The following is a 24,597-nucleotide window of genomic DNA, read 5'->3' as shown; positions in this document are numbered from 1 at the left end:
TTCCGGGATGGATTCGGGAGATGCTTCGTTCAACCGTCTTGAACGAAACGATCAGTCATATAAAAACCCCCCGGCGGGGAACCCGTCGGGGGACATATGATCCGCGGTTGCCGTCTCGCTGGGACGGGACTGAATTCCCTTTGTTGAACGAGTCGGTCTTCCTCGGGTGGCATCCACCAATAAGACCCTGACGCTCTTACTGTGTTGGTTCAGCCATCCGGAACGATAACGAGCACCGCAGAATCTGCTAACTTTTGATTTCCCCATAGAACGAACGAATTCCATTGTCAAGGGGGTCCGGGCGAGTCCGCCATCCTGCTGATATCACAAAACTATAATCGAGATCGGACGCCCCGATCGGGTCAGTCCCACTTCACCCCTCGTCCTTGAAGGCAATCCATCCAAATAATCAATAGTTTATGCATTGGAGCAGCGACAGGAGCGGGAAACACGGGATCGGTCCCGGTCTACGCCGTGATATGTCCATAGAAACACCCGCCTCCCGCGGGGCAGGCTTTGTTTTTTTTGCACGTCGCCCCTTCCTCTGCTATGGTCTCACGATTCCATAAAGTTGAGAAGGGAATAAAGGACGTTGCCATGCGCAAGCAGAACATACGGAACATTGCCATTATCGCCCATGTCGATCATGGGAAGACAACCCTGGTTGACGCCATGCTCAAGCAGACTGGGACTTTCCGGGAGCATCAGGAAGTTGCCGAGCGGGTGATGGACTCGATGGACCTCGAAAGAGAGCGGGGCATCACCATCATGGCGAAAAACACAGCAATATTATACGAAACCATCAAAATCAACATCGTCGACACACCCGGCCATGCGGATTTCGGAGGTGAGGTCGAACGAAGCCTCAACATGGTCGACGGCGTGATTCTACTTGTCGATGCCAGCGAAGGCCCGCTTCCGCAGACACGTTTCGTCGTCAAGAAAGCCCTGGCCAAGCGACTGCCCATTGTGGTTGTCATCAACAAGATCGATCGTGGCGACATCCGGATCGAAGAAGTCATCAACGAAATTTACGACATGTTCATCGATCTCGACGCCGGAGAAGAACAGATCGAATTTCCCATTCTTTATACGAATGCAAAGAAGGGAATCGCCCATCGGCAGCTGGGCGACGCCTCGGAAGACGTGAAACCGCTCTTGGACGTAATCTGCGAAGTCATCCCGGGCCCCGAGGCGGATGATGAGCAGATCCCTCAGTTCCTGGTAACGAACCTGGACTACGACCCTTATGTGGGGCAGATTGCCATCGGGCGTCTGCTGCATGGAACGCTTGCAATGAACCAGTTTTATGCCCTGTGTGGCGAGGAAACCGTCACGACGGGCATCCGGTTTTCCGCCCTGTATACGTTTCACGGCCTGAAGAAAAAATCCGTTGAGGCCGTCGAAGCCGGCGACATCGTCGCCATTGCCGGCATTCCGGCGATCACAATCGGTGACACCATCTCTTCCCAGGATAATCCCCTGCCGCTGCCCCGGATCCATGTCGACGAACCCACGGTCTCCATGATCTTTTCCGTCAACAACAGTCCCCTGGCGGGCAGGGAGGGAAAGTACCTGACATCCAGGCATCTTCTGGAACGCCTGGAAAAGGAGAGCCTCCGGAACGTCGCGCTCCAGTTGAAACATCTGGATCGCAAGGATGCCTTCGAGGTCTGCGGACGGGGAGAACTGCAGATGGCCGTGCTGATCGAGACCATGCGGCGAGAAGGATACGAACTGATGGTATCCAAACCGAATGTCATCACGAAGAGCATCGACGGCAGGATCTGCGAGCCGGTGGAGCGGGTGTTCATCGATGTCCCGGACGAATTCGTCGGCATTGTGACGGAGAAATTGTCGATCCGGAAAGGACGGATGGTTCAGCTCATCAACAGAGGAAGCGGCCGGATCAATCTGGAGTTCCTGGTTCCCTCCCGCGGCCTGATCGGATTTCGCAGTCATTTCATGACGGACACGAAGGGATCCGGGGTCATGAACACACTTTTCGAGGAATACCAGCCGTGGTTCGGACCAATCCCGCAAAGGGCCAGCGGGGCAATCCTGGCCGACCGGAGCGGACGGGTGACGACCTATGCCAGCCTGGCGATGGTGGATCGTGGGGAGCTGTTTGTCGAAGTCGGAACCGAGGTCTACGCCGGGATGATCGTTGGCGAGAGAAACCGTGCCGGCGACCTGACGGTAAACATTACCAAAGAAAAGAAACTGACGAATATCCGGAGCTCAACGGCGGAGGCTACCGTGACGCTGAGACCACCGCGTCCCTTATCGCTGGATCAGTCCATTGAATTTATCGCAGTGGACGAGCAGGTGGAAATTACGCCGCAGAGCATCCGCTTGCGCAAGTCGGAGCTTGATCCCATCCGGCGGATGTCGCTCCAGCGAAAGGAGGATCGAGAGACATGAAAAACCAGGCCGATCGGACGGCGATACGGATGCTGGACGCTGGATTCCGCAGAAATGATTTGATATGAAAAGACGCGTTTCGGGAGGCGGAGACCGGACGAGAATGTCCGGAAACAACAACCGGTTATGTCCTAGAAAAGGAGGGGGGCTTCAATGTTGAACCGATTCCGGCGGCGTAAAGGGGATGCAGGATTTACCCTCATCGAATTGATGATCGTCATTGCCATCATCGGTATCCTGGCAGCCATCGCCATCCCGCAGTTCACAGCCTACCGCACGAGGGGATACGAGGCCGCGGCGAAATCCGACGTGAAAAACGCCTTTACGGCGTCCCAGACGTTTTTCACCGACTCGCCGACAGCCACGGTGGATCTCTCGATCCTGTCCACAAGCGGCTTCAAGTCGACTGCCGGCGTGACGACCACGGTTGTGAACGGAACCATGTCCGGTCTGTCCATCACGTCCGTCCACGCAAGCGGAGGCAAAACCTATTCGGTGAACAGTACCGGCGCCATTTCGCCCTGACGGCAGGTGGAATATCCAGTGAAGGAGAGTGCGCTGCATGGAGAACGAAAGCAGCTGTGTTGAATTATGTCCGGGGGTTGCCATGGAAATGCCCATGCAACTCACCGTTGAGGGAATCGGGACCTTCAAGAGCCTTCTGATCGGGGCGGAGCACGGTCGATACCTGCTTGTGAAAATGCCGCATGTTCCGGACCTGGTCTCGAAGCTCTACCAGAAGAATCACGTCATCGTCCGCTATCTTCATTCCGGGAAGGTCTTCGGATTCCGGTCAACCCTCATCGGCGCGATCAAAGAACCCGTTCGCCTTTATCTCCTTTCCTACCCTGAGACCATTGAAAGCCACAACACGAGAAAGAATGAGCGTTTCGATTGCCTGATCCCCGCGTTCATTCACCTGGAGGGGCTCCCCGATGAGATGGAATGCAAAGGCTTCATCAACGACATGAGCATGGGGGGATGCAGGTTCCGGGCGAAGGCAAGCGCTTGCACGGATCTCGATAAACTGAATGTGGGCGATACGCTCAATCTCTCATTCCGGTTTCTCGGTGAGGAAACCATGCAGACGCTGGTCGTGGAACTTCGTTCCATGGTGGTGGACAAACAACAGGTGACGATGGGTTTTTCGATCAAGGACGGGATCGAAACGGAGCCTCAGACGAAAGCGTTGACGTTCATCCGGGAGATCATTACCAGCCTGCAGGAGTAAACCCTGCCGTATCGAAAGGCGAAGGGAAGCCTGGGAAAGGGAACGGGTCGTCCCTTTCCCAGGCTTCCCGGCTGATCATTTGCCTGCCGGCGGTAACCCGAGCATTTCCCTGGCCTGGGCAACGGTTGCAATCTCACGGTTCATCTCGAGGGCAATGCGCTTGACTCTGGCTACCAGTTGCGCGTTGCTCTTCAATTTCTCCCCCTTCCGATAATACATGTTGTCTTCCATGCCGACCCGGACATGCCCTCCCAGCAGGATTCCCATTGCGTTCATGGCCAACTGGAAAGGCCCGACTCCGATGACGGCGAACATGGATTGGGGAGGAAGCTCGTTGATCAGTCCCAGGAGGTTGGCCGGGGTCGGAAACGAAGAGGTCTGAAACCCCATGACAAACTGCACCATATAAGGGGGATCCAGGTTCCCTTCCCGGAGCAGGTCCTGCAGGACCCAGTACTGACCAGGATGATACAGTTCGATCTCGGGCTTGATCCCTTTCTCCTTCATGGTTTTCGCATAGAGATTAACATCGGCATAGCTGGCGGGAATGCACTGATCGAAGAGAAAACCGGGACGCGGATTGGGCAGAGGCTCCTTGCGATCCTTGAGGGGCATCTTGAGCATGAAAGGCCCCAGGTTCAGGCTGGCCATGTCCGGAGGCGGATCGGCAAAGAGGCAGCACATCCGCTGCTCCGTGGTCAGCCATGGCCCTCCCCCGGTGGTGTTGTTGATGATGATGTCCGGACAGCGCTCCCGGATGAGGCGGTTGATCTTTGAATAATCCGCCGGATCGGACGTCGTGAGAGACTGGTTGCCCGGAACGCGGGCATGAAGGTGAACGGAGACGGCCCCCGCCTTGTAGGCCTCGTAAACCGCATCGGCCTGCTCTTCCGCCGTCTCCGGAAGGTTCTCGTTCATTTCCTTGCCCTGCACCCCGCCGGTAATGGCACACGTGATGATCATCGGCGGGAATTTCGCCTGTACCGTCCGACTCATCCATTCATAAGGATTCCTGTAGTCCCAGATATACGAGTCTCTGCTCATCATGCCCTCCTTATGCAAATGTTGGTTGGTTAGGGGAATCCGACGATCCGCGGCCGTATGGATCTTTTTGATAAACAAATTCTCACGCCGTGTAAAGGACGGATATCCAATGGATATTATGATCGCGACAACGGGCCATGACGGCCTCGCCGACTGCTTCAGAGACAGAACACGCCGCCATGGAGCCTCGAATGCCTCCTGCCTTTCCCCCTGTGTAAACGCGGCAGGAACCCTGACGCGTGATGATGATTCGTCCTGGAAATCACTACCCGGGGGCAACGACGCTTGACAGGGTCGGCCTGCTGCAATATACTCGCATGCAAGTATATTGCAGGCAAGCATTGTGGGGATCCGCGCGTGAAATTAGACGATTGCATTTTTTTCCAGCTCGCCAAGGCGAGTCAGATGGGAAACCGTTTCCTGAACCACAAGGTCTCGGAACTGAACATCACGCCGGTTCAGGCCATGATCCTGGGGGCCCTCCATGTTGAAGACCGGATCACCTCCAGTGAACTGGGCCGGAAAACGGAACTGGACAGCGCCACCCTGACGGGAATCATCGACCGCCTCGAAGCGGCTCAACTGATCGAACGAAAGGGCAATCCGGCCGACCGCCGGTCCATCCAGATCCACTTGACGGATCAGGGCCGGGCCATGGGAGCCGAGGCTGCCCGGGTGATCGCCGAGGCCAACGTGGAATTTATGGCAAATTTATCGGAAGACGAGAACAGCGAGCTGCGGCGTCTCGTCGCGAAACTGCGGGCTTCCGCGGCAAGATCATGACGAATCGGGATTGAGCTCTTCAGCAAAGGAGGAAGACCATGGCTGCGACATTTCACACCGGCTGCGTGCTGTGCGCCCAGAACTGCGGACTGGTGGTCGAAGTGGAAGACAACCGCATCGTCAGGGTGAGGGGCGACAAATCGAACGCCCGCAGCGAGGGATACGTCTGCCGGAAAGGCATGAATATCGCCAACCATCAGCATAACGCCGACCGCCTGAAATACCCGCTGAAACGGGTGGGAGACCGGTTCGAGCGGATCTCCTGGGAACAGGCCATCGACGAGATCGGCGGCAGGCTGAAAGACATCATCGGGCAATACGGTCCCCGCTCCTTCGCATATATGGGCGGCGGCGGCCAGGGGTGCCATTTCGAGGCGGCCTTCGGCGTCCGCCTCATGCGGGGCCTGGGATCCCGCTACCACTACAGCGCCCTGACCCAGGAATTTTCCGGCCTGTTCTGGACCGGTGGGCGGATGTACGGACGCCAGAACATCCACATCGAGATCGATCCGGAGGAAACGGATTTCCTCCTGGTTTTCGGCTGGAACGGCATGCAGAGCCACCAGATCCCCCAGGCACCCAGACACCTGCAACGGATTGCCAAAGATCCGGAAAAGATGCTCGTCGTGATCGATCCCCGCCTCTCCGAGACGGCAAAAATCGCCGACATCCACCTTCCCATCCGCCCCGGAACGGACGCCCTGCTCATGCGGGCCATGATCGCCATCATCCTTCGGGAGGGCTGGGAAAACAGGGAATATATCGAGAAGCACACCTCCGGCCTGGAAGAGATCCGATCCCTCTTTGCGGACTTCGACACCCGCGACGCCGTACGAGCCTGCGATCTGGACTACGGCCGCGTCCATGAAATCTGCCGCCTCTTCGCCACGCGGAAATCCTGTCTCCGCTACGACCTGGGTATCATGATGAACCGCCACAGCGCCGTCTCATCCTGGCTGGCGGCAACCCTGCTGGCGATCTGCGGACGGATCGGTGTCCGCGGAGGCAACGTCTTCCGCGGCCACATGATGCCCATCGGGTCCCACTCCGACGAGCGCGACCCGAAATCCTGGCGCACGATGGCCACGAGTTTCCCCCCGATCACAGGCTGCTACCCGCCCAACGCCATGCCCGAGGAGATCCTCTCGGACCATCCGGAGAGGCTGCGGGCAGTCCTGGTCTCCGGATCGAATCCCCTGCGCTCCTACGCCGACACCACCGCCTACGAAAAGGCCTTCAAACGGCTGGATCTCCTCGTCACAGCGGAACTGGCCATGACGGAAACGGCAGTCCTGTCGCATTACGTCCTTCCCTCCCGTTCCGCCTATGAATCCTGGGACGGGACCTTTTTCGCGATGACCTACCCGGGGATCTTCTTCCAGATGCGGCGTCCCATCATCCAGCCGGAAGGAGAGCCCCTGGAGCTGGGCGAGATCCACCTCCGCCTGGCGGACCGGCTGGGGCAGATTCCATCCATCCCGGACAGCCTGTACAAAGCGGCGGAGGAAGGCCGTGCCGCCTTCGGGATGGCCCTGATGGACTACATCGGGAAAGAACCGGCGGTCATGAAGACCATGCCGTTCATTTTGGGAAAAACCCTCGGCAAGGCCATGGGGTCCGTTCACCTCGCCGCTCTCTGGGGGATGCTCCAGACCCTGCCCAAGTCCTTCCGCAGGGACGCCGCCCGGGCGGGCTTCACACCGGGGCTGGGCATGGGGGAGGAGATCTTTCAGAAGATCATGGACCACCCGGAAGGGATCTGGGTCGGGCAGGTGGACCCGGAAACCAACCTGGAATCCCTCCGCACGGAAGACGGAAAGATCAACCTCGTCATCCCGGAGCTCAGGACCGAGTTGGAAAGCATCACTGCGGAAAACGAGAAAAGAGATCTGGAGCCGGATCCGGTGTTCCCGCTCATTCTCATGGCCGGCCGGCACTTCAGCATGAACGCCACCACCCTCATGAGAAACCCCGCCTGGAACGAGGGAAAGCGCGATTGCACCCTCCTGATCCACCCTGTCGACGCCGAGGTCCTGCGCATCCGCGACGGGCAGAACGTGCGGGTGACGACGGAGGCCGGTTCCGTGGAGATCGAAGCGGAGGTGACGGAGACCGCGCGGCAAGGACACGTGGTCATTCCCCACGGCTTCGGCCTGGTGTACGATGGAAAGATGCACGGGGTGAACGTGAATCGATTGACCAAGAACACCCACCGGGACTGGCTGGGAACACCCATGCACCGATACGTCCCCTGCCGGGTGGAGGCCGCCGGCCAAGCAGGCTGAACGTTACGGAGAGCGGATTTCAAGTCAGCTTCTCTTCCTCTTCTTTTTCTTGCTCTTCGCATCGCGGCGCAGGGGGCTGCCACGGGGGCTCCCGCCGTCGCGAAAACGTTTCCGCTCTTCGCCTTCTGAAACCGATGAGCCTGGGGGTCGGAAACGTTTTCTAATCGCTCCTCTGGGAACCCCCGGTCGCGCCCCCGCGAACATCGGCCTAAAAACGACACTTCCCAGAATATTTCGTTACGAACAGGCAAGGCGCGTTGTTCCCGAATCAAAAAATTGGGGAAGCGTCCCAATTTTTACGATGTTTAACCCCACGAACGTTGGTCGGGAGGAGGGGCTTCCCGGAGCGCGAATAGCGGCTTTTTCGGGGCACCCTGCCGTCGCAGCGCAGCGCCCGCAAAGTCATCTGTCTGAGCACCGCCAGGTGCGAGTTATGACTTTGCAGCGGAGCGAGACGTTGCAGGGTCGAAAAAACGCTTCTGAGCGCGAGGGAAGCCCTGCTCCCACATGCCGGCCTCCCATCCGTGCCTGATTCTCTATAAAAAAGAAGAAATAAAGGAAAAGGAAGAGGAGCGGACTTGAAATCCGTTCATCGCAGTTTTCCCCGGAACCGGATGAATATCGTCCGCATCCCTGGTCCGGTTTCAGCCACATCAAATATTTCATCCATTTCAATATGTTCCTTGCGGAAGATGCCACTCGGACGGCTGTGGATACCCTGTTTGATCAGGATTCATCCAAAATCGGCGGTCGGGAGGCATGCTTCCAGAGGAGTATCACCACCCTCCCTCAATCCCGCATCCTAATGAATTAATTAAAGAACAAGGGGCCGCGGACAATGCAAACGGGAAGGTCCCACAGTTGGCATATTTCCGGCTAAAACAATGAGGATTTTGGCTCACGGTTCCGCTCAGCTTCACGGACCAACGGATCGGAACACAATTGCACGCCGGGCAGCGCAAGCATCCCGGAATTTTTAAAGGGACGTTTCGGCTGCCCGATGCCGGCTTGAAGCCAGTGCCGGAATGGGAAAGCACATGGACAAAAAATTTGATGCCGTGGTCGTCGGAGCCGGTCTCGGGGGAATGTCGGCCGCCACCTTCCTGGCACGTTGCGGGAAAAAGGTCCTGCTCCTGGAGCGCCATCATGTCCCCGGGGGATACGCCAGTTCGTTCCGCCGGGGCAGGTTTGAGTTCGACGCCTCCCTCCACGTCCTCTCGGGGATCGGACTACCCGGGAAGAGGGGCAGGCTCTTCGAGTACCTGGATTTCCTGGGCATCACCTCCCGGGTTGAATTCATTCCCCTGAAAGAGCTCTACCGGGTCATGGACGACCGGATCGACGTGACCATCCCGCCCGACTGGGAGGAGGCGATCGCCGTCCTGGCGGACCGGTTCCCCCGGGAAGCCGACAGGATCCGGGACTTTTTCGCCCTGATGAAAGAGCTCGCCCGCGATCTCTCGGGCGTCTTCGTGGCGGCGAAGAAGCGGGCCGCAGACCTGACCCCGGAGAGCTTTCCCGCCTTCTCGCGCTGGGGGATGAAAACCTACGGCGAGGTGAGGGATCACTTCTTCCGGGACGAAGACCTCAAGAGCGCCGTCTCCCCTTTCTGGTCCTATCTTGGCCTGCCGCCCTCCAAGGTCCCTTTCCACATGATGGCCTCCTGCTGGGACGCCCTCCTGAAGCAGCATCCCATGCACATCCGGGGCCGCAACCAGGCCCTGTCCAACGCCTTCCTGGAGACCTTTTCCGAGAGCGGCGGGACGGTCCGGCTCGGGTGCGGCGCCAAGCGGATCGTCCTGAAGGACGGAGCCGTCCAAGCCGTGATCACAGACGAAGATGATGAAGTGGAGACAAAGATTGTCGTTTCCAATGCCAGCATCCCCTCGACCCTGAGCGACCTGGTCGGGCTCGGCCAGGTTCCGGAGGCTTACCGCCGCCAGGTGAACAGCCGCCAGATCGGGTTCTCCACCGTGAACGTTTACGCTGGCCTTGACTGTCCTCCCGAGGCCGTCGGGGCGACCACCCACGAGAACTTCATCCATTTCGGCAACCGGATCGAGGAGGCCTGGCAGACGGCCTTCACCCTGGAGCCGCCCAAGGGGATGCTCTTCACGAGCTACACGGCCTCCGATCCCGAGTTCTCCGCGCCCGGCACCGCGGCCATCGTCATGACGGCGGCCAGCTATGCCAGGCCGTGGTACCTGGTACCGCCGGAGCGGTACGTCGACGAGAAGAACGCCTTCGCCGCCTCTATGTTCGATCAGGCGGAGCGGTATTTCCCGGGGCTCCGTGATCATCTCGAAGTCGTGGAGGTGGCGACGCCCCTCACTAACATGCGCTACACCGGCAATCCCGGGGGCAGCATCTACGGCTTCGACCAGTACCTCTCAGATTCCGGCCTTCTCCGGCTGGGCAACCGCTCGCCCCTGGAGGGACTCTATTTCGCCTCCGCCTGGACCCTTCCCGGCGGCGGATACCAGACCTGCATGACCTCCGGATTCCTGGCGGGCTCCATGGCCCTGAAGAAACTTGCATAGGGGATCGGCATTGAACATTGAAGAATACCTGAACCATGTGGAAGGCTACGCGGAAGCGGCACGGGAGCGCCAAGTCCTGGAGCAGGCCTGCGGCGACCTGGCGCTGCCCCGCGATTTCGCCGCCTCGGTGATCGGCCGGCTCCACCCAAAGGAGATCGACGTTGCCGTAGCGGAGATCCGCGAAGAGACACCCACGGCGAAGACCTTTCGCCTCACCGCCCGGAACGGACAACTGCCCCCGTTCCGGGCGGGCCAGTACGTAAACTGGTCTGTGACCATCGGCGGGGTCCGGACAGGCCGGGCCTTTTCCATTGCCTCACCGCCCCACGAGCGCGGCTTTTACGAGCTGACCGTCCGCCGCCAGGACGGCGGATTCGTCTCCCCCTACCTTCTGGACGAGGTCCGGGTCGGCCGGACCTTCACCATCTCCGGACCCGGCGGGACCTTTTACCACGAACCGCTGATCGACACAGACGATCTCGTTTTTCTCGCCGGCGGCTCGGGGATCACCCCCTTCCGCAGCCTCATCCGGGAGACTGTCGAGCGCAACCTGCCCCGGCGGATCTGGCTCATCTACGGCAGCCGCACCCCCGACGACGTGATTTTCAAGCGTGAGCTGCAGGCGATCGCCCGCCGCCATCCCTTCATCAAGGTCCGCTTCGTGATCTCGGAGCCTCCTCCGGGGTACCGCGGCCCCAGGGGATTCATTACGGCGGACCGGATCCGGCGGTTTGTCGGGTCGCCGGAAGGGAAGACCTTCTACCTGTGCGGACCCGAGCAGATGTACCGGTTCATGGAACCGGAGCTGGAAAGGCTGTCGATTCTTCGCCGACGGATCAAACGCGAGTCCTGCGGCCCCCTGTCGGACGTGACCCGGGAAGCCGGGTGGCCCTACGAAGTCTCCGCCGGCCAAGTGTTTCAGGTGACGATCCGCGGCGGTGTGTCATTCCCTGCCGCAGCGGGGGAATCGCTTCTCAACTCCCTGGAACGGAACGGATTCTCCGTTCCCTCGCGTTGCCGCAGCGGAGAATGCGGCTTCTGCCGGATGAAAATCCTGGGTGGCCGTGTCTTCACGCCGGACCGGGCCGCCGTCCGGGAATCGGACCGCTGGTTCAACTACGTTCACGCCTGCCTGACCTATCCCCTGTCGGATCTGGAAATCCGGCTGTAACAGGACCTTTCCCTTCTTCCCTGCATTCTCATCGTAGGGAGAAGCCGTTTTTGAAGACACACCGCAGGTTCCGCCGGGAACCCGCCCTTTCGGGGCGATTCCCGTATTCGGATCGTCGTCGCCGCTGTCCCATGCCGGGACAGGAATGATGTCGAACGCCCCTCGGGCGGGATGCCGACCCGGGGGCAGCAGGCCTTCGGGAGGTGCATTCATGAACATCGGCAATATCCCTCGCAGAAACGCCATTCAGTATGCGGACAAGACGGCCCTCATCTTCGAGGGCGAGCGCTGGACCTGGCGGCAGATCAACAGCCGGATCAACCGGCTTGCCCAGGCCCTCATGGCTCTGGGCCTCCGGAAGGGCGACAAGGTGGCCGTCCTGACGGAGAACGTTCCGGCCATCGTCGAGGCCAATTATGCCTGCGCCAAGGCGGGACTCGTTTTCTTCCCCGTCATGTCAAGACTATTCCCCAATGATATCAAACACCTTCTCGGCCTTTCGGATGCCCGGGCGCTGATCTTTCACCCCGACTTCCAGGCCGCCGTGGAGCCCATGCGGCCGGACCTCCCGAACGTGGAAACGTACATTCAGATCGGCGGCGATGTCCCGTCCTGGGCAACCGCCTACGAGCCGTTCCTTCAATCGGGCAAAGACGCGGAACCGGACGTGGAGGTCCTGCCCGATGACGTTTATTGCTTCATCTGCACCGGCGGCACGACCGGCGTCTCCAAGCTGGCCATGCTCAGCCACCTCAATGCCTTGGTCGCCATCCACACCTCCATCGGGGCCATGAACATCACCCCCGACGACGTGGGACTCCAGGTCCTGCCCCTCTTTCACGTCATCCAGAACAACTGCCTCCACCCCCTGCTCGCCGCGGGGGCTACCGTCGTGCTCCAGCACCGGTTCGACGCGGTCCAGTTCATGAAGGCGATCCACGAGGAGAAGGTCTCCATCGTCATCGTCGTGCCTCCCTTCCTGTGGAGCTGGATCATGGCCGTACCGGAGGCCATCGCCTACGATGTCTCCCATGTCCGCATCTTCGCAACGGCCGCCGCCACCTTCCCCGATGAGCTGAAGCGGGACGTCCTGAAATCAATGCCCCGAGCGAAAATCCTCTATGTCTACGGCCTGACGGAATCCAGCGGCGGCAACGCCGTCCTGCTCAACCACGAGAACACCTTCCGGAAATCCGGGGCCATCGGGGTCCCTAATCCGCTCCTGGGGTATCGGATCGTCAACGACCGGAGCGAAGCCGTAGCCCCCGGCGAGGCCGGGGAGCTTCTCCTCAAGGGGCCAGCGGTCATCCGGGGATACTACAAGCGGGAAGAAGAAACGGCGGCCACCTTTGTCGACGGATGGCTGCACACGGGCGACATCGTCCGGGAGGACGGGGAGGGATTCCTGTATTTCGTAGACCGCCTCAAGGACATGATCAAAACAGGCGGCGAAAACGTCTTCGCCAAGGAAGTAGAGGATGCCCTGCTCAATCACCCCAAGGTTTCCGAGGTCGCCGTGTTCGGACTGCCCGACGCCCAGTGGGGTGAAAAGATCCACGCCGCCGTCGTCCTCAAGCCCGGCATGGAGGCGACGGAGGAGGAGCTTCTGTCATTCGGGAAGGACCAACTGGCCGGATTCAAGCGGCCCAGGGCAATCCACTTCATCCCGCTCTTGCCGCGGAACCCCAGCGGAAAGGTCCTGAAACACGTCCTGAAAAGAGATTTCACCGACAGGAAATGACCCGCCTGCTCGTACCGCCGGCCGGATGACAATAAAAGATTCACCCCGGGTCACCGGGCGGCACATGGCATGTTTCATCACTCAAGCCCTGCTTGCCGGGTAGGGGATATGCAGGAGGGAAGGCCCCCCGGGGCCTCCCTCCCGCCGGCTTGACCTGCCTGCGGCCCCTTCCCTCTTGCATTCCGTTACCAGTTGTGATTTCGATTCAACCGACGCATGTAAGCCTGCTGCCACCATTGCTCAACGCCCCTCCCCTCTCGCCGGAGGCCTGCCGCGTTTGTCCTGTAGAGCCAATCCGCACGGCCGCAATACCGGACCGGCTCCGCACGGCCGCCGATTTTAAACAAGAAGGATCGATCATGGATGTCAAGAAGATGACAAAAGAGCAGCTGATGGAAGAAAACAGGCAGCTCCGCCGTCAGATCGAAGCGTTGAAGGAAAGCGGGAGTCCCGAAGGCAGGAAATTGGAAGAGATCCTGAGGGAAAGCGAAGACAAGTATCTTGCCCTGGTTGAAAAGGTGAACGAGGGAATCATCATCGTCCAGGACGAACGTTTTGTCTTCGTCAACCGGAAAATGTCCGATCTGCTGGGAGTACCGGCTGAAGACCTGATCGGCAAACGGGTCTTCGATTACATCTGGCCAGACGACCGGGAGCGGATCATTGCGAACTACACAAAGCGCCTTGGGGGAGAGGAAGTCGATCCCTCGTATGAACTCCGGATCAAACATGCGGGAGGCTCCCTGAGATGGGTGACATTATCGGTCTCCCTGGTCAAATGGAACGGCAGGCCCGCAACGCTGAACCTGATCACCGACATCACCGAGCGCAAGGAAGCCGAGGAAAAATTGCGGGAAAACCAGAGTTTTCTTGCCAGCCTCATCGAAAACAGCGGTGCTCTCGTCTATGTAAAGAACATGGATGGCCGATATCTTCTCGTGAACCGGAAATGGGAGCTGGTGACCGGATTGATGCGCAGGGAAGTACTGGGCAAGACGGATGAAGAATTATTTCCCGGCGCCGTCGGCCGGCAGTTTCGCGCGAATGACCTGGCGGTCATGCAATCCGGAACCACCATGGAACTGGAAGAGGTTCTTGAAAACGAGGGAAACAAACGCATTTTTCATTCCATCAAGTTCCCCATGCGGGACAAGAACGGCTCCCTATCGGGCCTGTGCGGAATGACCACGGAAATCACGGAGCGCAAGGCGGCCGAGCAGGCCCTGCAGGAAAGCGAGTTTCGCTGGAAGTTTGCCCTCGAAGGGGCCGGAGACGGCATCTGGGATTGGGATCTCCGGACAAACAGGGTCTTTTATTCACCACGGTGGAAGACGATTCTCGGCTACGGGGAAGCGGAAATCGGCGATGGCCCCGATGAATGGGAAAAACGCGTCCATCCGGACGACCTTCAGGGCTGCCGGGAAAACCTGGAGAGGCACTTCACGGGAGAAACCGCCGTCTATCAGATCGAACACCGGCTCCGCTGCAAGAATGGAGATTACAAGTGGATCCTTTCTCGAGGGAAAGTCCTCCAGCGGGTCGATGACGGAAGGCCTCTCCGCATCATCGGAACCCATACCGATATCGACGAGCGGAAGCGGATGGAGGAAAGGCTGCGGGAAACCGAAGAAAGATTCCGGCTGATTACGGAAAATGTTCACGACACCGTCTGGCTCATGGATGCGGGCCTCCAGACGACCTGGATCTCCTCGTCCGTTGAGAAGACGCGCGGCTTCACCCTGGAAGAACTGAAGGCCATCCCCCTGGAGCAACACCTGGCACCGCATTCCCTCCGGATTGCCCTCGATCTGATCGAGAAAAACCTCACACCGGGAAAACTGGCCGATCCGCGTGAAGAGATCACAATCTCGGCGGAACTGGAATTCTACCGCAAGGACGGCTCCTCCTTCTGGGCCGACACGGTCCTGACGCTGCTCAGGGACGGAAAGGGCAACCCGGCGGGATTTGTCGGGCTTTCCAGAGACACCACCGAGCGCCGGCGGATGGAAGAGGAGCTTCGGAAAAGCGGGGAGAATTACCGTCGCCTGTTCGAAAGTGCCGGGGAAGGGATCATGATCGTGCAGGGCGAGACGATCCGGCTGGCCAACCCCGCCTTTCTGAAAACGTTGGGATATACGGAAGATACGATCACGGAGCGCCCGTTCACATCCTTCATTCACCCGGACGATCGCGCCATGGTGCTTGATCGCCACATGAGGAGGATGAGAGGGGAAACCGTGGAAACGGGGTATTCTTTCCGGATCGTGACGGCGGACGGAAAGGAGAAGTGGATGGAGATCCATTCCCAGGTGATCGCCTGGGAAGGCGCTCCGGCCTCACTCAGTTTCGTCATGGACATCACCGCCCGGAAGAAAATGGAAGAGGAGCTTCTCGAATCCCAGAGGAGGCTGGGAGACATCATCGACTTTCTTCCCGACGCCACCCTGGTCATCGACAGGGAGGGCAGGGTCATCGCCTGGAACCGGGCCATGGAGGCCATGACGGGGATCCGGCAGGAGCAAATGCTCGGCAAGGGGGACCGAGCCTACTCGATCCCGTTCTACGGCGACAGGAGGCCGATCCTGATCGATCTGGCCCTGAGCCCGGACCCGGAGCGGGAAAAACAATACACCTCCTTCCGGCGGCAGGGAGATACGATTTTCGGCGAGGCCTACACCGCGAATCTGCCGCCCGGAAACATCCATCTCTCCGCAACGGCGTCCGTCCTGCGCGATTCGAGGGGCGACATCATCGCCGCCATCGAGTGCGTCCGTGACAACACGGAGCGCAAACGCATGGAGGAGCGCCTGGGCCGGGCCGAAAAGATGGAGGCCCTGGGCACGCTGGCAGGCGGTGTCGCCCACGATCTGAACAATGTTCTGGGCGTCCTGGTCGGATATTCGGAACTGCTCGCGGAGAAGCTCCCCCTTGGCAGCCAGATGAGGAGATATGCCGACAACATTCTCCAGTCCGGCGTCAAAGGGGCGGCCATCATCCAGGATCTTCTGACGTTGGCCCGCCGCGGCGTGGCCGTCTCGGAAGTGGTCGACCTGAACCGGATCGTCCGGGATTATCTCCAGACACCCGAGTTCGAGAAGCTGATGTCCGATCACGGGCAGGTGGCATGCAGGCAGGAGCTGGCAGGGGACCTGCTCTACATCAAGGGATCGCCGGTGCACCTGGCCAAGACGGTCATGAATCTCGTTTCGAACGCCATGGAGGCCATCCCCGGCAGGGGGATGATGGCGATTCGAACGGAAAACCGTTACCTGGATCAGCCCATCAGCGGTTACGACGACGTCAAGGAAGGGGATTACGTCGTCCTGACCGTCTCCGACACCGGGAAGGGCATCGCCGCCCGGGACATCGACAAGATCTTCGAACCTTTCTACTCAAAAAAGGTCATGGGGAGGAGCGGGACCGGGCTGGGACTGGCGGTTGTGTGGGGAACCGTAAAGGACCACAACGGATACATCGACGTGAAGAGCGACGAAGGGCTGGGAACGACCTTCACCCTTTATTTCCCGGTGACCCGCGAGGAGCCCGCAGAACCCGAAACAGCGGTGGCCGTATCCACCTATGCAGGCCGGGGCGAATCCATCCTGGTGGTGGACGACGTACGGGAGCAGCGGGAACTGGCCGCCAGCATGCTGGGAAGGCTCGGCTATCGGGTCGAAACGGTGTCCGGCGGGGAAGAAGCCGTTTCCTATCTCCGGGACAAAACGGCGGACCTGATCATACTGGATATGATCATGGAGCCGGGGATCGACGGCCTCGAGACGTACAGGCGGATACGGGATTTCAATCCCCGACAGAAGGCGATCATCGTCAGCGGCTTCTCGGAGACCGATCGGGTCCGGGAGGCTCAGGAACTCGGGGCCGGCACGTTTGTGCGGAAACCCTACATCATGGGAAAAATCGGGATGGCCGTCCGGCAGGAATTGGACCGGGAATAAGGGAAGGAATCGCTATTTCCGGATCACGAGCAGGATCTCGTCCTGCCTGATGCGGTATCCACCGGGTGTCCTGTGGCGGCTCTCGAAATAGTTCCGGATCTCGTCCACATGACGCCGGAAGTTCCGGTCGATCAGGAGAAACAGGCCGATGGAGACCATGTCCTCAAGGCTTTCCGTATAGATTTCATTGATGAAGTACCGTACCCCGACGGCCTCGTCGCCGTATCTCCGGATCAGTTCACCCCACAAACCGAGGATGTTGACGTCGTAACGGGTGAAGCGGCCGAAGAATTCGGCGACTTCACCCATGGGCGACTGAATAACGATGGCAACGCAGCCGCCGGGTGCCAGGTGATCGTGCATTTTTTCGATCGTCGACAGCCAGGCTCCTTCGGGAATGTAGTACAGAACATGGGAACAGAGAACGAAATCGAACCGCCCGGGGCCGAGGTCCACCCGGTCCCAGCATTCGTTGACGACCCGGAAGGAGGGACATCTTCGCCGGAGGCGGCGGGCCTGCTGTTCGTTCGGCTCCACGACGGTGGTCGTCTCGAAGGATGACGAAACCGGGATGGTGAGATCCCCGCCGCCGGCACCGATATCCAGGAACGACCGGCGCCCACCAAGGCCGGCGATCAGCTCGCCGATCCGGACCAGCTCAATCCCTTTCTCCGTGCAGGACCGGACAAAAAGGGCCAGCTGACGCCGGTACTCTCCGTCCTCTTCCATCTCAACGGACGGATTGCCCTGGGGAACTTCGATCGGCTCCGTCATGACACTCTCCCTCGATTCACTGTGCTGCCCGCCGCTCCTGTATCACATACCGAGCCGGTATTCCTCCGTTTTCAAGGGCAAGGCCGGAGCCGGACCAACGGGAACGGATTTCTTTTCCATGAATTCAAGGAAATCAGAGGACAGAAGAAAAAGGGTCCCGCCTTGACCGGCAGAACCCCTTCCTGTTGAAGCACCTCGACAGAGACCGGAAATCAGATTGCCGCCAGGGCCTTTCCCGCCGCGAATGCCTTTTCCATGGCCCCCTCCTTCTTCAGGACATCCCCGGGATCCGCCGTGCCGGCCGCAACAATGGTATCCTGAATGTTGAAGCCCAGCATCGAAAGAATGGCCTTGTTCGTGTCAAAGGAGCTCTGGAATAGCTCCGGTGCCGGCTGCCCCTGGGCATAAATCATCAGGGTTTTCTTTCCGTTCCCGAGCCGGTGCGAGAAATCCGGATTCATGAAGGCATACAGCCGGTCCACAAAAAGCTTTGTCTGCCCGGTCATCTGGAGCATGTAAACGGGAGAGCCGATCACGACGGCATCGGCCCTCTCGATCTCCTCGTACAGCACAGCCATGTCATCCTTCAGGGCACATTTCGCCTCGGGCTTCTTGCAGGCCCTGCATCCCTGGCAGCCGCGGATCTGCATCTCGTTCAGGTAGAAAACCTTCGTCTCCGAACCGCTTTCCTGCAGCCCGCGAAGCGCCTCGTTCACGAGCAGCGACGTGTTCCCCTTCTTTCTCGGACTTCCGACAACACCAATGGCCTTCATCGTTGCATACCTCCTCGTTATATTAGACTGGTCGTCTCTTCACGACACAAAAAAAATAATTACCAGACCGGGCTGAGCAGCCTTCGGATCATCGAAATGGCGTTTTCCAGGGGTTCCGTATTATGGTCGATCTGCTTCCGCACCGAAGCGCCCTGCCAGAGGTCATAAATGAGCGCGGCGGCGGCTCCGGCATCGATATTGCGGTTGATGGAGCCTTTTTCCTGCCCCTCGCGGATGCAACGCTCGTAGACATCGAGCCATCCCTTGATCCCTCTGCTCTGTACCGCCCGCATGTTCTCGCTCAGGTCGGAAACCTCCGATCCGAGTTTCGCAACCAGGCACAACTGCTGGCATTGATGCTCTTCATGGCCGGCCCGGTACAGTTCGAACAGGGACATGATCCTCTCGAACGGCTCCTTCCTGTCATCCAGAAGAACCGTCTGCAGAAACTCCCTGTGCTCTTCCAGATAGCTCTCGAGCAGCGCAACGCCGAAATCTTCCTTGGATTTGAAGTAGTGATAAAAAGATCCTTTCGGAACGCCGGCGGCGGACAGGATCTCGCTCAGACCGACGGCGGCATATCCCTTTGCGAGGATGATCCCCTTCGCCGTCTGCAGGATGTTTTGCTTTGTATCCTTTCCGACCATAACAACTCCGTTCCAAACAGCACATATTAGACCGGTCGTCTCTTGTCAAGCTGTTTTTCTCCGGTCCGAAGACAAAATGCGGGCGGGAACCGCCTTGAACGGTTGTCGACGAAACAGGTCATATCCTCAAAAGCCGGGTTTGAAGGAGTCCATGCCTGTCAACCGGCGGGCCGGATGGTCGTCGCTGCCCGGGGAGTCACAAAACACCTTCAGCCGGAATTCCTGTACACGGTGCCTGACGGATTGGACAGCATTCCCCCGATGGACATTTGCATTCCGTTGCCATATGCTCTTCCTGCATGGTCGACGGTACCGTTCTTCCCGGTTGTTCGATTCGCTCTGTAACCGGTCTCGAGTTCCGGAAGAATCACCCCCTTCTCCCGCTCCCGTTTCTTACATCCCATCGGCCCGCAATCCGCACGGCAGAAGGAGGATTCGATGAGACTTGCCTTCGTTGTTGCAGCCTTGCTGGCGGCGTCCATTTGTACAGCCGGAGAAATCTCCATCTACAAAGATAAGAACGGGCCCGTGACCATCAGCAACGTCCCCTTGCCCGACCGCCGCGACCAAAAGGCGGCCGCTGTCATCGAATACGAGGAGCTGACGGACCGGGACAGGAGGCAGATCGAGGAGGAGAAGAAGGCAGAGGCAAAGGCGTGGCGGGAACGGCAGGCCGTGGAGGAGCGGGAATTAAAGGCCCGGATGGAAGCCGAACGGAAAGCGGAAGAAGCAAAGGCCGGGACGGCAGAAATTCAGAAGCTGAAGAAGGAAGTTGCGGAGGCCAGGGCAGCAGCCCAAGCGGCCGCCGCCAAGGCGGCTGCCCTGGAGGATGCGGCGATGGTGGGGGTCTACAGGAAAAGCCATGGGACCCCACACAAGAAGCGCCCCCGGTACGGGCCAACCCAGAATCAACCCAAGAAAAACAAGGCTGCCGCGGTCCAGCGTCAACGTGTCCCCGGATCTGCAGCGCCCGGCAACGGCGTACGGAATCATGATCGGAAAAAATGAGGGAATGAAATGGGGAAGCGAAACCAAAGACTCGGGATTTCCGATCTCCCGGGCCTTACTGGATTGTAATGCCCGATTGTAAAAATGCTTCCTCGGCTGACGCCCACGTTTTCTCGGGAACCCAGCGATTCATGCCGCCATTGCCGTTCCCTGCCCGGAAACGCTTCTCCTCATGGGGTTGCGTTCCACCGATGAGAATACACCGTCCCCCGGCATCGGCCAGGCGGAATGGGTCCATGACGATGCAGGAGATGTCGTCATGCTCGAACTCGCCGCAGTTTTTCTCGACCGTCCGGTGCAGTTGTTCACCGACGTGATCCGCGGGGAGCGTGATGAAGGCGTCCGAGATCCTGCAGAATACGGACTGCCGCATGCAGAAGCGAAATAGATCGTCGAAGCCGTCGCTGAAGAGAACCAGCCTGACGTTCCGTTCCGTCAGGCGGTGCTCGGTCACGTCGACGATTTCACGACTCCGGCCCGCAAACACCATGTTTCGATCCGTCTGGAAAAGAACGGCACCGCTCGTGGCATCCAGGGCCATCACGGCGCTGTCACCGCCGTGAGCAACCGTCAGGGCGATTCCATCGCCATCATCCCTGACGGCCACACAGCTGAATGTCGTCTTGTGCTGGTATTTCTGTCCCGCGTAGACGCTGCGGTTGATCAGCAACTTCCAGTCCCCGGCCGTACCCGGAACACCATGCTGCGTCAACGCATCGGAGAGCCGGCAGAGAATGTCCCGGGATGCCCAGGGAAATCGTTCCGTACCGTCCGCCACGGCAAAGACCCGGTGCCGGAAATCAAAATAAAGGCAGTCCCCGTTTCCGTAACCGCTGCGAACCTTGTCCGTTCCGGTGAAGATTCCGCCGCTCAGCGCACCCTTCTGCCTCAGGATGCGCTTCGCGGCATTGATCTCGATAACCGGAGACTCTTCCATGAATCAGTCTATGACCTTAAAATATTCGACATCCCGGATGTTTCCCTTACGGTCTTTTGCAAACACGGGTTCCACACGGGCACCGATCTTTACCTTACTTTCGTCCTCCAGATCAATATAATGCTGCAGCAGCGTGTCGGCCCCGTCGAGCTTGATGAAGCCGTACCCGTAAGGAACCGGTTTTTGCTGCCCCGTTTCCGGGTCGATGAAGGCAAAGCGCAGAATGGTGAACGTGCCGATTCTGCCTTTCGGCCCCACCTCGACCCAGTCATTCATCTCAACGAAGCAGGAGCCGCAGACGCCCCGCGGCGGAACGTAGACCTTGCCGCACTTGGGACACTTGAGTGCCATGAAGCGCTGGTTGTCACGGGTTTCCTTGAAAAACTTGCTGCCGTGCATCCCTACTGCATATTTAAAGGGCTGTGACGCATCGCCGGATTCAATGATCAACTGTTCTTTTTCAGCCATGATTCATTCACCTCTCAATTGGGTTTTCTCTTCCCGTGAAGGAGCATATCGGTCCACATGCAGCCACCGAAGCCGGTGCTGACGGCAAAATTGACGTCCGGCACCTGTCGGGCGTCGGCCTTGCCCATGACCTGCATCGCCGCCTCCGCGCAGCGGATGAGCCCGGTCGCCCCGATGGGGTTGCAGGCAATGACGCCGCCGGAGGGATTGACGGGAAGCTCCCCGCCCATGTCGGTGTTGCCGTCCCAGATGTACTGGGGCGCCTCGCCATGGCCGACGATGCCCATGTCCTCGATCCAGATGAGTCCGGCAAAGGAATAGGGCTGATACATCTCGATAACGTCGATCTCTTTCCGCGGCTCCTTGATCCCCGTTTTCTTCCAGATCTCCCTGGCGCATTTTTCCATGCTCGTCAGCCGGCCCCAGTCGCCGTCGCCGAGATAGGTGTACGAGTGACGGGCAGCGGTGGCCCAGATCCAGTCCGGTACGGAGCAGATCTTTCCGGCAACGTCCTCGTTGGCCATGATGACCGCGCAGGCGCCGTCCGTCCGGGGGCAGACGTCGAGCAGGTGAATCGGGTCCGCCAGCATCGGCGAGGCCAGCACTTCTTCCAGCGTCACCTCTTTCCGGAGCTGCGCGTGGGGATTGTTCGTCGCATGCTTCCGATCGCGCACGGAGACGCGCGCCGCATCCCGGTCGCAGGCGCCGAAACGGGCCATGTAGCCCTGGGCCTCCGCGGCGAGCCCCGAGATGGCTCCGGCGAAGACCTGCCGATCCCAGATGGGATCGAAGGCCGTCGTGATGGCACCGGTCGTGTCGGACTCAGAGTTCTTCTCCCAGCCGATGATCAGGACTTTCTCGAACATGCCGGAAGCGACCATATGGTAGCCCCCGATGGCCAGGGATGCACCCGTTGTGCCGCCGGTGGTGATCTTGATGACCGGCTTCATGACGCCGCCGGATCCGTCGACGCTCCAGCAGTCCACATAGTTGATTCCTTCAAAGTGATCCATATTGCCAATAAGGATGGCATTGATATCCTTCATCTTCAGGTTGGCGTCAGCCAGCGCGCGCTGAACCGCCTCGTTGATGAGTTCCTGGCCGTTCACATCCGGCCGATGGCTCTTGTGGAAGGTCTGTCCCGTCCCCACGATTGCTACTCGTTTCGCCATGGTTTTACCTCCTACCTTTCCTTGTCCAGAATCCAGACGCAGTGTGACTGACCGCAGAGACCGTTCACGCCATGGGCAAGGCCGGTTTTCGCTTTCTTCACCTGATGCGCCCCGGCGTCGCCTCGCAGCTGCAGGACGACCTCGGCAATTCGATACAACCCGGCGGCGATCACAGGGTGTCCCGCCAGCAGGCCGCCCGAGGGATTCACGGGCAGGGGACCGTCCATGTTGAAGTGTCCCGCCTTGAGAAGACCCGCCGCCTTTCCGTATTCCGCCAGCCCCATCTCTTCGAGCCAGAGCAGTTCCTGGTAGGTGAAGGCGTCGTAGAGCTCCACCACGTCGATCTCTTTCTTCGGGTCCTTGATCCCGGCCATGGCGTAGGCCTTTTTGGCGGCCTCGACAAGGGAATTGCTACGGGCCAGGTCGCGGTCTCCGAAGAAGAAATGATCCGTACAGAAGGACAGCCCCTTGATCCAGACCGGCTGCTGTTTGAACTTCGCGGCCACCGACTCGTGGGCGATGATCACGGCACAGCACCCGTCCGACACGGGCGAGCAGTCGAGCTTGCGGAGGGGGTCCGCGATCATCTCGGACTTCATAACATCGTCAAGGGTCAGTTTCATGGGAAGCTGCGCCAGGGGATTCTTGAGCGCATTTCCATGGTTCTTTACCGAAACCGGGGCCATGTCTTCCGGCTTCAGCCCGGTCCGGTCCAGGTATGCATTGGCCTGCATCGCGCACGCCGTGATCATGTCCATGCCCAGCCCCCGCTCATAGATCGGATCGAAGGCCGAATTGGTGATCAGGCTGGAGACGCACTGGGAACCCTTCGAGTGGCCCGTGACCAGCGTCGTTTTGTAGGAGCCCGACAGGGCGCGGGCGTAACCGTAAAACGCGCCAAAGGTCCCGTCGCCCTCCACGCAGGAAGTGTTCTTGTCCGCCGCACCGCTGGCATCGGCCACGGCCATGCAGGAGATGGTGCGGCCGTCCCAGAAGTCGCTGGAGGTCGTGATGACATTGTCGATGTCATCGATGGTCATGCCTGCATCCGCCAGGGCCTTGTTCACTGCTTCCCAGGCCATGTCGGCAAAGGTATCCCGTTTCTTGTTCGCCTCGATTTTCGTCATTCCGACGCCGATAATTGCTGCCTTGTCCATGGTTCCTCCCTACTTGACCGGCTTGAAATGTGAGATGTCACGGATGGTTCCCGTCCGGGAGTCGGCAAAAATCGCTTTCACGCGCATGCCGATACGGACTTCTTCGGGTTTCACGTCGCCCAGGTAATGGAGCAGGGCGGTGTCGGCCCCATCCAGCTTGATGAGCCCCCAGATAACGGGAATCTTCTTATCCGCCGGGATCGCCTCCAACGGGCGCCGTGCGACACTGTAGGAAACCACGGTCCCCTCATCGGACACGCCAACCCACTCCGTGTTTTCCGTGAAGCATTCCGGACAGGTCTTGCGGGGCGGCATAAATACCTTCTTGCACGTCCCGCAGCGCGGGGCGATGATCTTCCGGTCGTCCCTCAGGCTGATGAAAAACCTGCTTGCGGTATCGCCTGCCCACCAGCTGTAGGGAACGTTGATCTTGCTGTTGTAAACGATCGGTTCAACACCCTTGAACACGTCGGCCATTCCTATTGC

General features: G+C 59.3%; 19 protein-coding genes. 10 read left to right on the top strand and 9 right to left on the bottom strand.

Annotated features, from left to right (window positions below; translation table 11 throughout):
* Nucleotides 1-597: 597 nt before the first annotated feature.
* From typA to PLO63_16100, 3 genes are all read left to right on the top strand, one after another.
* Nucleotides 598-2,424: a translational GTPase TypA gene (gene typA, locus PLO63_16110; protein ID HOI75670.1), complete on the top strand. Its 1,827-nt coding sequence runs from the start codon at nt 598-600 to the stop codon at nt 2,422-2,424.
* Between the two features lie 153 nt (nt 2,425-2,577).
* A complete protein-coding gene (locus PLO63_16105) occupies nt 2,578-2,949 on the top strand; it encodes a prepilin-type N-terminal cleavage/methylation domain-containing protein (protein ID HOI75669.1) in 372 nt (123 codons plus the stop codon).
* Nucleotides 2,950-2,986: 37 nt separating this feature from the next.
* Nucleotides 2,987-3,655, top strand: coding sequence for a flagellar brake protein (locus PLO63_16100; protein HOI75668.1), 669 nt, complete (start codon nt 2,987-2,989; stop codon nt 3,653-3,655).
* Between the two features lie 75 nt (nt 3,656-3,730).
* Here PLO63_16100 and PLO63_16095 read toward each other — a convergent pair whose 3' ends face one another.
* Nucleotides 3,731-4,699 (bottom strand): 3-keto-5-aminohexanoate cleavage protein, encoded by a 969-nt coding sequence (locus tag PLO63_16095; protein HOI75667.1) that lies wholly within the window; start codon nt 4,697-4,699, stop codon nt 3,731-3,733.
* Between the two features lie 405 nt (nt 4,700-5,104).
* On the opposite strand from PLO63_16095, the gene PLO63_16090 reads away from it, so the two are divergent.
* The 6 genes from PLO63_16090 (at nt 5,105) to PLO63_16065 (ending at nt 17,175) form a co-directional block, all read left to right on the top strand.
* Nucleotides 5,105-5,482, top strand: coding sequence for a MarR family transcriptional regulator (locus PLO63_16090; GenBank protein ID HOI75666.1), 378 nt, complete (start codon nt 5,105-5,107; stop codon nt 5,480-5,482).
* 38 nt (nt 5,483-5,520) lie between these two features.
* Complete coding sequence (locus tag PLO63_16085) at nt 5,521-7,767, top strand: molybdopterin-dependent oxidoreductase (GenBank protein ID HOI75665.1); 2,247 nt, start codon at nt 5,521-5,523, stop codon at nt 7,765-7,767.
* Between the two features lie 1,037 nt (nt 7,768-8,804).
* Nucleotides 8,805-10,307, top strand: a complete 1,503-nt coding sequence (locus PLO63_16080) for an NAD(P)/FAD-dependent oxidoreductase (GenBank protein ID HOI75664.1) — start codon at nt 8,805-8,807, stop codon at nt 10,305-10,307.
* 10 nt (nt 10,308-10,317) lie between these two features.
* Entirely contained in the window at nt 10,318-11,478 is a 1,161-nt protein-coding gene (locus tag PLO63_16075; protein HOI75663.1) for an FAD-binding oxidoreductase, read from the top strand.
* 211 nt (nt 11,479-11,689) lie between these two features.
* Nucleotides 11,690-13,219, top strand: coding sequence for an AMP-binding protein (locus PLO63_16070; GenBank protein HOI75662.1), 1,530 nt, complete (start codon nt 11,690-11,692; stop codon nt 13,217-13,219).
* Nucleotides 13,220-13,578: 359 nt separating this feature from the next.
* On the top strand, nt 13,579-17,175 hold the full coding sequence (locus tag PLO63_16065) for a PAS domain S-box protein (protein HOI75661.1): 3,597 nt from the start codon (nt 13,579-13,581) through the stop codon (nt 17,173-17,175).
* Nucleotides 17,176-17,187: 12 nt separating this feature from the next.
* Here PLO63_16065 and PLO63_16060 read toward each other — a convergent pair whose 3' ends face one another.
* The 3 genes from PLO63_16060 to PLO63_16050 all read right to left on the bottom strand — a co-directional run bounded on the left by PLO63_16060 (nt 17,188) and on the right by PLO63_16050 (nt 19,369).
* A complete protein-coding gene (locus tag PLO63_16060; GenBank protein HOI75660.1) occupies nt 17,188-17,949 on the bottom strand; it encodes a class I SAM-dependent methyltransferase in 762 nt (253 codons plus the stop codon).
* Between the two features lie 212 nt (nt 17,950-18,161).
* Nucleotides 18,162-18,722, bottom strand: a complete 561-nt coding sequence (locus PLO63_16055; protein HOI75659.1) for a flavodoxin family protein — start codon at nt 18,720-18,722, stop codon at nt 18,162-18,164.
* Between the two features lie 59 nt (nt 18,723-18,781).
* A complete protein-coding gene (locus tag PLO63_16050) occupies nt 18,782-19,369 on the bottom strand; it encodes a TetR/AcrR family transcriptional regulator (protein HOI75658.1) in 588 nt (195 codons plus the stop codon).
* 438 nt (nt 19,370-19,807) lie between these two features.
* Here PLO63_16050 and PLO63_16045 point away from each other — a divergent pair, with 438 nt between their 5' ends.
* Nucleotides 19,808-20,377: a hypothetical protein gene (locus tag PLO63_16045; protein HOI75657.1), complete on the top strand. Its 570-nt coding sequence runs from the start codon at nt 19,808-19,810 to the stop codon at nt 20,375-20,377.
* Between the two features lie 55 nt (nt 20,378-20,432).
* Here PLO63_16045 and PLO63_16040 read toward each other — a convergent pair whose 3' ends face one another.
* The 5 genes from PLO63_16040 to PLO63_16020 are packed head-to-tail and all read right to left on the bottom strand — an operon-like array spanning nt 20,433 to nt 24,588.
* Complete coding sequence (locus PLO63_16040) at nt 20,433-21,314, bottom strand: SpoIIE family protein phosphatase (protein HOI75656.1); 882 nt, start codon at nt 21,312-21,314, stop codon at nt 20,433-20,435.
* Between the two features lie 3 nt (nt 21,315-21,317).
* Nucleotides 21,318-21,782 carry a Zn-ribbon domain-containing OB-fold protein gene (locus tag PLO63_16035; GenBank protein ID HOI75655.1) on the bottom strand — a complete coding sequence of 155 codons (465 nt, stop codon included), beginning with the start codon at nt 21,780-21,782 and terminating at the stop codon, nt 21,318-21,320.
* A gap of 14 nt (nt 21,783-21,796) precedes the next feature.
* Nucleotides 21,797-22,954, bottom strand: coding sequence for a hypothetical protein (locus tag PLO63_16030; GenBank protein ID HOI75654.1), 1,158 nt, complete (start codon nt 22,952-22,954; stop codon nt 21,797-21,799).
* An 11-nt stretch (nt 22,955-22,965) separates the two neighbouring features.
* Nucleotides 22,966-24,111 (bottom strand): thiolase family protein, encoded by a 1,146-nt coding sequence (locus tag PLO63_16025; GenBank protein ID HOI75653.1) that lies wholly within the window; start codon nt 24,109-24,111, stop codon nt 22,966-22,968.
* Between the two features lie 9 nt (nt 24,112-24,120).
* Nucleotides 24,121-24,588, bottom strand: coding sequence for a Zn-ribbon domain-containing OB-fold protein (locus PLO63_16020; GenBank protein ID HOI75652.1), 468 nt, complete (start codon nt 24,586-24,588; stop codon nt 24,121-24,123).
* Nucleotides 24,589-24,597 lie beyond the last annotated feature (9 nt).

It is taken from the genome of Syntrophales bacterium (assembly GCA_035363115.1).
GTDB lineage: Bacteria > Desulfobacterota > Syntrophia > Syntrophales > PHBD01 > PHBD01.
This window is presented reverse-complemented; position numbering and strand designations above follow the sequence as displayed.